Source organism: Bradyrhizobium sp. YR681 (assembly GCF_000282615.1).
GTDB lineage: Bacteria > Pseudomonadota > Alphaproteobacteria > Rhizobiales > Xanthobacteraceae > Bradyrhizobium.
Genome location: NZ_AKIY01000059.1, coordinates 1 through 10,809 on the forward strand (window position 1 = coordinate 1; position 10,809 = coordinate 10,809).

Genomic DNA, 10,809 nt, shown 5'->3' on the forward strand with positions numbered 1-10,809 from the left:
CTGGTGCTGACGGAGGCTGCCGCATGACCGGCAAATCCCGTCTGTCCGAGCGCCAGATCGCGACGCTGAAGCAACTGGCTGTGACCTGCGGTAACGGCGGTCAGGCCACCCTGACCCGCGACCAGCGCGAGGCGATGACGCCGCTGTGGCGACGGCATCTGATCGAGATCTGGTACCGGCATCTGCCCGGCGAGCGCCCGCGCGGTCCGTTCTTCAAGCCAACCGATATGGGTTGGGCGCTGATCCGCTCGATCTATGCCGGCGGAGAACGCCGCGAGCAGGAAGGGCGCGCGGCATGACGAGCGTCGACCTTGTCAACTGGGCCTTCGCCTACGTGCTGATTGGCACCGTGATCTGGATGCTGCTGTTCTCGGCAGGCGCCATGGACAAGGCGTTCCGGTATTCGGCCGTGGTGTGCGTCCTGGTGTCGGCGGGAGCGATCTTCGCCTGGCCCATGCTGGCCGTCGTGTTCTTCGCAGGTATGTGGCAGGCCATGCAGCGGCGGAGGGCTCGGTCGTGATCCTCGAGCCCGGCCACGATCCCATCAAATTCCATCCGCTCGCCAACCTGTTTCCGATGCTGTCGGATCCGGAGCTGGAGGATCTTGGCGAGGACATCCGCCAGAACGGCCAGCTCGAGGACGTGATCCTGCATCGGGACATGATCCTGGACGGCCGCAACCGCTACACGGCGGCGACACGCAAGGGGCTACCGGTCAGGACCGAGCAGTTCACGGGTGATGATCGCGAGGCGCTCAACTGGGTGATCTCGAAGAACCTGAAGCGCAGGCATCTAACTGAGAGCCAGCGCGCGATGGTTGCCGCGCGCATCGCGACTTTGAAGCTTGGCGCCAACCAGCACACGCAGGCTGCGCCAATTGGCGCACCCTTGCTGGACCTGGTGAGCGCGTCGGAGCCGGAGCCGCAGCCTGAGCCTACAGCCTCGGTCTCGCAGACCGAGGCTGCCGATCTGATGAGCGTCGGCCGGCGCAGCGTGCAGCGCGCGGCAACAGTCGTCGAGCAGGGTATCCCGGAGCTGCAGACCGCGGTCGAGCAGGACAAGGTCGCAGTCTCCGTTGCCGAGAAGATAGCGCGCCTGCCGGAAGCTGAGCAGCCGGCCGCGTTGGAGAAGGCGTTGCCGAACGGCGCCCGCGCGATCATGTCGTCGCGCAAGGAGCCGGATGACAGCCTCGACTTCTTCCCGACGCCGCCGTGGGCGACGCGGGCTCTGATCGAGGAGATCCTGATCCCGTATTTCGACACGTACGATAACGCCAGCGATGGCAGCGGCCGACAATTCGAGCGCCTGCGGATCTGGGAGCCGGCCTGCGGCGAAGGCCATATGGCCGAGGTTCTGCGCGAATACTGTCCGGACGTGCTTGCGACCGACATCTTTGACTACGGTTACGGCGATCGTGTCCTCGACTTCCTGTCGGAGCTCGAGGCGGACGGGGAAGATCGCGACTTCATCGTCACCAACCCGCCGTTTAACGAGAAGGGCGAAGCGTTCGTCTTGCAGGCGCTCAAGCGCGCCCACGTCGGCGTCGCCATGTTCGTTCGCCTGCAATGGCTGGAGACCGTCGGCCGGTACGAACGCATCTTCAAGGACAATCCGCCGACGCGCATCGTGTTCTATGCCGAGCGCGTCAACCTCTGCAAAGGCCGCTGGGATCCTGAAGGCGGCACGGCAACCGCCTACATCTGGCTGATCTGGATCAAGGGCGAGGCGCCGCGTGCGCCGCGCTGGATTCCGCCGACCTGCCGCAAGTCATGGACACTGTCGGACGACGCTGTGCGCTTCACGCAGCACCCCGTCGAAAAGAAAGATCATCGCCACAACGACGAGGAGACCGCCGCATGATCTGGGTCCGTCTCATCGGCGGCATCGCCAATGGCCGCGTCGTCAAGGTCGATCCCGACCAGGTCGAGCACATCGCGCAGGAGCGTGTGCCCGTTGCGATGGCGCATCGTCCGACCACGCTCGGCAGCATCTCGTCCGAGGTCAAGCGTTCCCGCTACACGCGGCGCGAGGTGCGCACGCCTGAGGGGAGCGTCGTGTTCTTTGCGGACGCTGATCTGAGCGACTTTGCCGCCATCAACTCCGTGCTGGGGCCGTGACCATGCCGAACGATCTGTACGATACCGCAAAGCCCGTCCGCGACGCCGCGATGGCGGAGGTGATGCGCTGCCTTGCGGTCGATGCGCAAGTCGACGCTGCTCCGGTCGATCCGTCCATCATCGAGGGCCACAGAATCGGAACGCACATGCAGGCGCTGTGCGTGGCCTACTGCGCCGATCGGTTCAAGACCTTCAGGCGGGGCCTGACGGCAGAACCCATCACCGACATCTTCGCGGTTGCGATTGCACAAGTGGCAGCCCACATCGCCGCGACGATGCGCCCCACCACGATGGGGGGGCATCCCGTAAGCCCCACCGTGTCTGGGCAGGTGTTCTTGCAGAAGGTCGCGCAGCTCTACTTTCAGCAGCTGACGCTCGCCGAACACGGCTTGCAGGATTTCGACATCTCGTTTGCGCGCAAGGACGACGGCTCCGTTGAGGTGGAGACGTTCGATCTTGCGAGCATGCTCAACAAGGGGAAGGGCGTATGAACGAAGAACATCGCGACGCCGGCGAGCGTCTCGCCAAGATCAAGGCCGGCATCAAGGCTGCGGACAAGCGCAAGCCGAAGTCGCCGCGGCCCGCCGTCACCTATCGCGGCGCGCGGCGCAACATCGCCCGCGCCCGCGGCTGGAATCCTCCGATGCATCGCATCGGAGATGACGTGAGGGAGGGGTGGTCTCCTGGCGCCGAGCTCAATCGCTCGCAGAACTGGACGCGCGCCAAGACCTACGCCTATGCGCGCGAGATCTCGCCGTATCCGGAGAGGCCGGTTCGATGAAGCAGTCCCGGCTCATGTCGTTCATGGAGACGATCCTGTCGACCGCGATCGGTTTTGCCGTCGCGCTATTGACGCAAATCTTCGTCTTCCCGCTGTTCGGATTCCACCCGGCGTTGCTCGAAAATCTGATGATCACGGCGATCTTCACGGTCGTCTCGATCGCGCGGCAGTTCGTGATGCGGCGCATCTTCGAGGCGCTGCACATCCGCCGGCCGCTGTCCGCCTTCGTGCAGGCCGTCGTTGCGGAGCGCTTCCGGCAGATCGAGCAGGAGGGGTGGAGCATCGAGCATGATGACCTGCAGCATGATCCTGGAGAGCTTGCGCAGGCTGGCGCGACTTACGCCCTCCATGCCGGTGAGCCGTTGGCCGAAGAGAAATCTCCGCCTGTGACTTGGCCTTGGGCCTGGTCGTGGTGGAAGCCCGCAGGTTTCCGCCGCGATCTCGTCAAGGCCTGCGCGCTGATCATCGCCGAGGGCGAGAAGTTCGACCGCGCGCGGAAGAGGGGGAAGTAGGCCATGACCTGTGCCCAGCACGACTTCCACTTCAACATCAACGTCGCGTGTTTCACGGATAAACCCGGGCAGGCATGCCTCCAAATTCAGGGGCGCTGCAAGCACTGCCAGATCCCGGTCATCTTCTACGGCCCGCGCGGCGCCAATGCGCCCTATCCGGTCATCAACCCCGACCGCACCGAACTGCGGGCGCCTGTGACGTTCGGGTATCAGCCCAAGTTTCAGCCGGGTCCAACCGTGCTGCTCAACGGCCCCGAAATCGTGCCGCTGGGCGAGAAGCCTGACGCATAGGACCGCAGCATGAAACCTCAAAAGCAACTCCATCGCCATCGCCCGCCGACCACCTACGGCGACTGCCACAGGACGGCCATCGCGATCGCGCTCGACATGGACGCCGCCGACGTGCCTCACTTCGCTGACGGCGCCGTGTCGGGCGATGAGCAGGCCGCGCGCGCCGAAACCTGGCTCAACGCCCGCGGCATCGTCACGCTCAACGTGCTGTTTCCGGGGACAACGCCGCTGCAGGCGATCCTCGACCATGTCGCCGCCGTCAATCAGCGCTCCAAGCCGGTCTTCCTGCTCTCTGGCACGAGCCGCAACGGCTGCGAGCACATCGTGGTGGGCTATGATGGGGAGATCGCCTGCGACCCCTCGATCGACAATTCCGGCATCATTGGCCCCTGCCGCGACGGCTTCTACTGGGTGACGTTCTTCGGAAGCCTGGCGGCCACCAACTGCGAGGCGAAGCTCAAGCGCGATGCCGACAGCGAGCGTAGCCGCCTCGATGCAGCGGCCTCGCTGCTGTTCGTCGACCTGAAGGCCGCCGGCCTCGACCAAGGAACGTTCTACATCACGATCGGGACGGGCGAGCTGCACGTCTATGCGCGGGTCGCGCGGCCTGAGGTGATGCCTGCGTGCCGCTATCCGGTCGAATGGCATGTGGCGCCGGTTGAGGTGAAGCCCGCTATCCCCGCTGTCCCTGCTGAGGTGGCCGCGTGAGGGAGATCATCGTCGACAGCTTCGCAGGCGGCGGAGGGGCCTCGACCGGTATCGAGCTTGCGCTTGGCCGCTCGCCCGACATCGCGATCAATCATGAAGCGGTCGCGCTGGGGATGCACGAGGTTAACCATCCGCAGACGCTGCATCTGCAGTCCGACATTTGGGAGGTTGATCCCGTTGAGGCCTGCGCCGGCAGGCCCGTCGGGCTCGGCTGGTTCTCTCCAGACTGCAAGCATTTCTCTAAGGCGAAAGGCGGCAAGCCGGTCGAGAAGAAGATCCGCGGGCTCGCGTGGGTCGTCGTGCATTGGGCCAATACCGTCAAGCCGCGCGTCATCATCCTGGAGAATGTCGAAGAGTTCCAGACGTGGGGGCCGCTCGGGTCGGACAACAAGCCTTGCCCCGTCCAGAAGGGCGTCACGTTCAAGCGCTGGGTCGCAGAGCTTGAGCGGCTCGGCTACGCCGTCGAATGGCGCGAGCTGCGCGCCTGCGACTTCGCCGCGCCGACCATCCGCAAGCGGCTGTTCCTGATCGCGCGGCGCGATGGCCGGCCAATCGTCTGGCCTGATCAGACGCATGGCGATCCGAAGTCGGATGCCGTGAAACAAGGGCGCCTGAAACCCTGGCGGACAGCGGCGGAGATCATCGATTGGTCGCTGCCGTGCCCGTCGATTTTCGATACCGCCGCGGAGATCCTCGCCAAACATGGTCGCCGCGCAATCCGGCCGTTGGCCGATGCCTCGATGGCGCGGCTCGCCAAGGGCGTGCGGCGCTACGTTATCGACGCGGCCGAGCCGTTCATCGTCAACCTGACGCATCAGGGCGGCGATCGGGTAGAGGCTGCGTCAGAGCCGCTGCGGACGGCGACTGCCGCGCATCGGGGCGAGAAGGCCGTCGTTGGGCCATTCCTCGCAGGTGTTGGCGGCCGCATGGCTCAGACCGAGCCGCGCGGCCTTGGCAATCCCTCGCAGACGCTGACCTCCAAGGCTGACAGCGTCCTTGTCGCGCCGTTCATGGTGCCTCGCTATGGCGAACGCGACGGGCAGGAGCCGCGCACGCGCTCGATCAAAGAGCCGATGGCGACCGCCGTCCCGACCGGAAACGGATCTTCACTCGCAACCGTGTTCATTTCGGCTGCCCAGCAGGGCGGCAACAATCGCACCGCGACTGATCCGTTGCATACGGTGACCGCATCCGACGGCGACCAGAACCAGGTAATCGCAGCCTTTATGGCGCAGAACAACTACCAAGAGCCTGGCCATGCGATGAGCGAGGGCGTTTCGACGGTCGTCGGCAAAGGCTCAACGCAGTCGCTGGCTGCCGCCCACATTGTGCGCCAGTTCGGGACCGGCATCGGCCACGGCGCCGACGAGCCTGCGCGGACGGTGATGGCCGACGGGCAGGGCAAGACGCAGGTCTCAGCTGCATTCCTTCAGAAGTATTACGGCGCCGATCAGGATCCGCAGCTAAACGAACCGCTTCACACTGCGACAGTCAAGGACCGGTTCGGTCTGTCGAGCGCGCTGCTCGCAGCGCCGCCGTTCGGGCCGGAGCATTACGCTCGTGCCCGGCAGGTCGCCGATCTCCTGCGCGCACACGGCCTCTGGGACGATCGCGAATTCGTCACGGTCGAGATTGCTGGGCAGACGTTCGTCATCGTCGATATTGGCCTTCGCATGCTGACGCCGCGCGAACTGTTCCGGGCTCAGGGCTTCCCCGAGAGCTACGTGATTGATCGGCTGCCCGACGGCCTGCCGATCACGGGGACCGACCAGGTCTCCAAATGCGGCAACAGCGTCTGCCCGCCGATCGCCGCCGCCCTGGTCAAGGCGAACTATCGCCCCGATGAAGCAGCGCCTGCGCCTGAGTTTATGGAGGCCGCCGAATGAGCGTGCTGCGCACCATCGAGGGCGAACCCCCGCTCGGCATCGGCGGCCTCGCTTTCCGCGACGACCAGGGCGAGCTCTTCGAGCACGACAATCCGCGCTACCGCTCGCCCTCGACGCGCATCGGCGTGCTCGCGCTCGAAGGCGGCAGCTGGCTGGCGCATCCGCCCGGATTCCGGGTGGACGGCAGGCAATTCGTTTCACGTGAAGCAGCGCTGCGCGCGGCGGTTGCGGCGATGGTCCGCAAGGCGCGCAAGAACATGCGGGCCAAGGAAGGCGAGGGAGTCAACTGGACCGAGGGATATGCGGGGCGGGTGATTGAATGGGCGCTGGCGCTGAAGCCTGTTCCGGAACTTGACCTGCGGACCGAATACAGAGCGCTCGGCTCAATCAATAATGGTGTCAAAGTTACGGGACCTGCTATCGAGCGCTTGATCCAAAAGGGTCTCGTCAAAAGGGTTGTGATCAAGGACGTCCTTGATACCCTTCAGTTGACCGACGAGGGTGCGCAGCGGTTGGCCGCTCTCGATTTGACGTTCAATCCTTATGACCTCGCCGATCAGCAACCCGCGCCCATGGTGACCGACGATGCGCCCGGCAACCTCGAAGGCGAGGTGAAGCAAGATCTCGACCAGAAAACCTACGCCGCGATCGACGCCGGCGCGACGATCTCCGATCCGATCGTGCGCGATCTCGTCTTCGCCTTCGAACAGCGTAGGAAGTTCCCGGCCAACCACATCTTTTCGATGACGACTGAAGTTGCCGACGGCCGCGTCGTGTCGGTCGCGACCTGCAAATGCGGCCACGTCATCAAGTTCGGGTCTAACGATTTTGTCCGCATGAACGCGGCAACGGAGGCGCACTGGCGGCGCTTTCCGGAAGGCCCGTCGGTCGACGGCCGAGGCGAGCCGATCAAGCCCGGCGATGCTTCGCGGATCGCGGGTAGCAAGCCGAAGAAGCGCAAGACGAAATCGAACATCGCAGCCGCACCCCCACCCGATGCCCCCGCGCTGCGATCAGAGCCCGCGTCCGCCTTGTCCCCGGCGAGTGACGCGGGCTCGCCCCTTCAGCCGCACGATGAGTATCTCGCCGGCATCGCCGCGAAGTGCCATCGCGAGGCTGCGCCAATTGGCGCAGGCGGAAACGACGAGCCGCCGCCCGCCGACGTCAGCGCCGAATGGTCGGAACTGCTCCAGGCTGCGGCTGCGATGGCATGGGATGACACCTCGCCGTCCGCGCCGCTCTCCTCCTATGACGACTTCCTCCACGGCAAGGTCGTGACCGCGCCGCTTCGCGGCATCGAGGTCGAGCGTGACAGCCTGCACGATTATCTGAGGCCGCATTGCAAGGACCTCGTGGTCTGGGCGCTGCGGCTCGGCTGCGCGGCAATCTTCGCCTCCTTCGGCCTGCACAAGACCGCGATGCAGCTCGAATGGTGCCGGCAGCTCCAGCGCCGGCAGGGCGGGGCGACCTTGTGCGTGCTGCCGCTGGGTGTGCGTCATGGCTTCATCAAGGAAGCCTCGTTGCTCGGTATGGAGGTCCGTTTCATCCGAACCGACGAAGAGCGGCTTGCCCTCTATGGGGAGGGCATCAGGCACTTCCTGACCAACTATGAGAGCATCCGCGACGGCAAGCTCGACCCGAACCTGTTTACCGCCTGCTCGCTCGACGAGGCGAGCGTGCTGCGGTCCTACGGCAGCAAGACGTTCCAGGAGTTCTTGCCGCTGTTCGGCAAGGTCGCCTTCAAGCTGGTTGCGACCGCCACGCCCTCGCCGAACCGCTACAAGGAGCTAATCCACTATTCCGGCTTCCTCGGCGTGATGGACACGGGCCTCGCCCTGACGCGCTTCTTCCAGCGCAACAGCGAGAAAGCCGGCGACCTCACGCTCTATCCGCACAAGGAAGACGAGTTCTGGATGTGGATTCACTCCTGGGCCGCCTTCCTGCAAAAGCCGAGCGAGCTTGGCTATAGCGACGAGGGTTACGAGCTGCCGCCGCTGACGATCCGCTGGCATGAGGTCGCGGCCGATCATTCCAAGGCCGAACCGGAGCGCGACGGGCAGACCGTGCTGTTCCGCAAGGGCGCGGCGTCCCTGCAGGATGCCGCCAAGTCACGCCGCGACAGCCTGCCTGCGCGCATCGCCAAGATGATCGAGCTGCTGGCGCAGGATCCGCAAGACCATCGCATCCTCTGGCACGACCTCGAAGCCGAGCGCGAGGCGATCGAGGTGGCCGTTCCCGGCGTCGTCGCCATCACCGGCAGCGGCATGGACATCGACGAGCGGGAGCGTCACCTGCACGATTTCGAGGAGGGGCGGACCAAGTATTTCGCGACCAAGCCGATCCTGTCCGGCTCCGGCTCGAACTTCCAGTACCACTGCCACAAGGCGATCTACGTCGGCATGCCCGGCGATGGCTACAAGTTCAACGACTGGATTCAATCGATCTACCGGCTGCAGCGCTTCGGCCAGAAGCACCCGGTCGAGATCGATATCATCTACAGCGAGGACATGCGCGCGGGCCGCGCCGTGCTGGAGGAGAAGTGGGCGCTCGATACCGCCATGCGCAAGCGCATGAGCGAGATCATTGCCGAGCACGGGCTGAACACACTGCCGCTGCGGGACAAGCTGCTGCGCACGATGACGATCGCGCGGCACGAGGAGCGCGGCGAGAACTTCCGCGCGATCAACAACGACGCCGTGCTCGAATGCCGTACCTGGCCGACGGCTAGCGTCGACCTGGTCGTGACCTCGATCCCGTTCTCCAACCATTACGAATATTCGGCCTCCTACCGCGACTTCGGCCATACCGACGACAACGCCCATTTCTGGGCGCAGATGGACTTTCTGACGTGCGAACTGTTCCGCATGCTGCAGCCTGGCCGGCTGGCCTGCATTCACGTCAAGGACCGCGTGCTGTTTGGCTCGGTGACGGGCGAGGGCGTTCCGACCATCTCGCCCTTCCACGCGGAGGCGATCGGCCACTACCGCGCTCACGGCTTCCAGTACATGGGCATGATCACGGTCGTGACCGACGTCGTGCGGGAAAACAACCAGACCTATCGGCTGGGCTGGAGCGAGAACGCCAAGGATTCAACCAAGATGGGCGTCGGCTCGCCCGAATACGTGCTGCTGTTCCGCAAGCCCCAGAGCGACCGCACCCGCTCCTACGCCGATGTCCCCGTCGAGAAGAGCAAGGACGATTACACGCGTGCCCGCTGGCAGATCGACGCGCACGGCTTCTGGCGCTCCTCCGGCAATCGGCTGCTCACTGTGGAGGAATTCGCCGGGATGGACGCGGCCGATCACGCCAAGCACTTCTCCAGGATCAGCACAGAGCGCGTCTACGACCATGAGGCGCACGTTGCCATCGGCGAGCGGCTGGAGGCGCAAGGCGCGCTGCCGGCAACCTTCATGGCGATTGCGCCCGGCTCGCACGATCCGGAGGTGTGGAGCGACATCAACCGGATGCGCACGCTCAACATGATGCAGCAGAGGAAGGGCGCGGAGATGCATCTGTGCCCGCTGCAGTTCGACATCGTCGACCGCCTGATCGAGCGCTACTCCAACGAGGGCGAGCTCGTGTTCGATCCCTTCGGCGGGCTGATGACCGTGCCCTACCGGGCTCTGATGAAGGGCCGGCGGGGTGCCGCGACCGAGCTGTCGACGACCTATTTCGCCGATGGCGTGAAGTACCTGCGGCAGGCCGAAGAGAAGATGGCCGTGCCGGCGTTGTTCGACCTGGCGGCGTTCGATGCTGCCAATTCCCCCCCCCAGCGGTGCGCAAGTGACGGAGGTTGATGATGCTCGCGCGATACCGTGACTACCGAAGCTACGGCCACGGCCCGATCATTGCCGCCGTTCACTCGGTCCAGCCGGAGAGGCTGTTCATTGCCGCGGCATTCGTCGGCGCGGTAGTCGGCATTTTCCTTTGAGGTCATCCATGAGCAATCTTAACGATCTCGCGCACGACTGCCACGCCGACAATCAGCATTGGTGGCACGACCCGGCGACGGGCGCGCGCCTCAACCGCAACAAGGGCGAGTTGCTCGCACTGATCCACTCGGAGGTCTCCGAGTGCCTTGAAGGCGAGCGCAAGAACCTGATGGATACCCACCTGCCGCATCGGAAGATGGCGGAGGTGGAGCTTGCCGACATCCTGATCCGGGTCTTCGACTACGCCGGCGCATATGGCTATGACCTCGACGGCGCGGTCGCCGAGAAACGCGCCTACAACAAGCAGCGCGCCGATCACAAGGCCGAAGCGCGGCTTGCCGCAAACGGGAAGCAGTTTTGACCCCGCTCCCGACCAGCATCGACCTCATGCCGGCAGTGCCCGACCAGGGCCGTCGTCTCGACCCGGAATTCGTGATCGCGGTCGCGCTCTCGACCGTGCCCTACCGCTGGTCCGGTCGGCTGCTGTCGGAAGAATCCCTTCCCGTGCGCGCCGTTCTGATCGCGCTGAAGGAGGCGGGCTACCGCATCGTGCCCGCCGAGTGAACGTCCGTTCGTCCTGTT

The 10,809-nt window shown here is 64.9% G+C and carries 13 protein-coding genes; all 13 read left to right on the forward strand.

The window, feature by feature from the left end:
• On the forward strand, positions 1 to 299 hold a 299-nt coding region (locus tag PMI42_RS07665; RefSeq protein ID WP_210160931.1), incomplete at its 5' end, for a hypothetical protein.
• Positions 296 to 520 (forward strand): hypothetical protein, encoded by a 225-nt coding sequence (locus PMI42_RS07670; RefSeq protein WP_008132265.1) that lies wholly within the window; start codon positions 296 to 298, stop codon positions 518 to 520. The genes PMI42_RS07665 and PMI42_RS07670, both read left to right, overlap by 4 nt.
• Positions 517 to 1,860 carry a ParB/RepB/Spo0J family partition protein gene (locus PMI42_RS40370; RefSeq protein WP_008132266.1) on the forward strand — a complete coding sequence of 448 codons (1,344 nt, stop codon included), beginning with the start codon at positions 517 to 519 and terminating at the stop codon, positions 1,858 to 1,860. The genes PMI42_RS07670 and PMI42_RS40370 overlap by 4 nt, the downstream gene beginning before the upstream one ends.
• Positions 1,857 to 2,117, forward strand: coding sequence for a hypothetical protein (locus PMI42_RS07680; protein ID WP_008132269.1), 261 nt, complete (start codon positions 1,857 to 1,859; stop codon positions 2,115 to 2,117). The genes PMI42_RS40370 and PMI42_RS07680 overlap by 4 nt, the downstream gene beginning before the upstream one ends.
• 2 nt (positions 2,118 to 2,119) lie before the next feature.
• A complete protein-coding gene (locus tag PMI42_RS07685; RefSeq protein ID WP_008132270.1) occupies positions 2,120 to 2,608 on the forward strand; it encodes a hypothetical protein in 489 nt (162 codons plus the stop codon).
• Positions 2,605 to 2,898, forward strand: a complete 294-nt coding sequence (locus PMI42_RS07690; protein ID WP_008132271.1) for a hypothetical protein — start codon at positions 2,605 to 2,607, stop codon at positions 2,896 to 2,898. Before PMI42_RS07685 ends, PMI42_RS07690 begins: the two co-directional genes overlap by 4 nt.
• On the forward strand, positions 2,895 to 3,410 hold the full coding sequence (locus PMI42_RS07695; protein WP_008132272.1) for a DUF7220 family protein: 516 nt from the start codon (positions 2,895 to 2,897) through the stop codon (positions 3,408 to 3,410). The genes PMI42_RS07690 and PMI42_RS07695 overlap by 4 nt, the downstream gene beginning before the upstream one ends.
• 3 nt (positions 3,411 to 3,413) lie before the next feature.
• Complete coding sequence (locus PMI42_RS07700; RefSeq protein WP_008132273.1) at positions 3,414 to 3,701, forward strand: hypothetical protein; 288 nt, start codon at positions 3,414 to 3,416, stop codon at positions 3,699 to 3,701.
• A 9-nt stretch (positions 3,702 to 3,710) separates the two neighbouring features.
• A complete protein-coding gene (locus PMI42_RS07705) occupies positions 3,711 to 4,409 on the forward strand; it encodes a hypothetical protein (RefSeq protein ID WP_008132274.1) in 699 nt (232 codons plus the stop codon).
• A complete protein-coding gene (locus PMI42_RS07710; protein WP_008132275.1) occupies positions 4,406 to 6,295 on the forward strand; it encodes a DNA cytosine methyltransferase in 1,890 nt (629 codons plus the stop codon). Before PMI42_RS07705 ends, PMI42_RS07710 begins: the two co-directional genes overlap by 4 nt.
• Positions 6,292 to 10,092 carry a DNA methyltransferase gene (locus PMI42_RS07715; protein ID WP_008132276.1) on the forward strand — a complete coding sequence of 1,267 codons (3,801 nt, stop codon included), beginning with the start codon at positions 6,292 to 6,294 and terminating at the stop codon, positions 10,090 to 10,092. The genes PMI42_RS07710 and PMI42_RS07715 overlap by 4 nt, the downstream gene beginning before the upstream one ends.
• Positions 10,093 to 10,234: 142 nt before the next feature.
• A complete protein-coding gene (locus PMI42_RS07720; RefSeq protein WP_008132280.1) occupies positions 10,235 to 10,588 on the forward strand; it encodes a nucleoside triphosphate pyrophosphohydrolase family protein in 354 nt (117 codons plus the stop codon).
• Entirely contained in the window at positions 10,585 to 10,791 is a 207-nt protein-coding gene (locus PMI42_RS07725; protein ID WP_008132283.1) for a hypothetical protein, read from the forward strand. The genes PMI42_RS07720 and PMI42_RS07725 overlap by 4 nt, the downstream gene beginning before the upstream one ends.
• Positions 10,792 to 10,809: the final 18 nt, after the last annotated feature.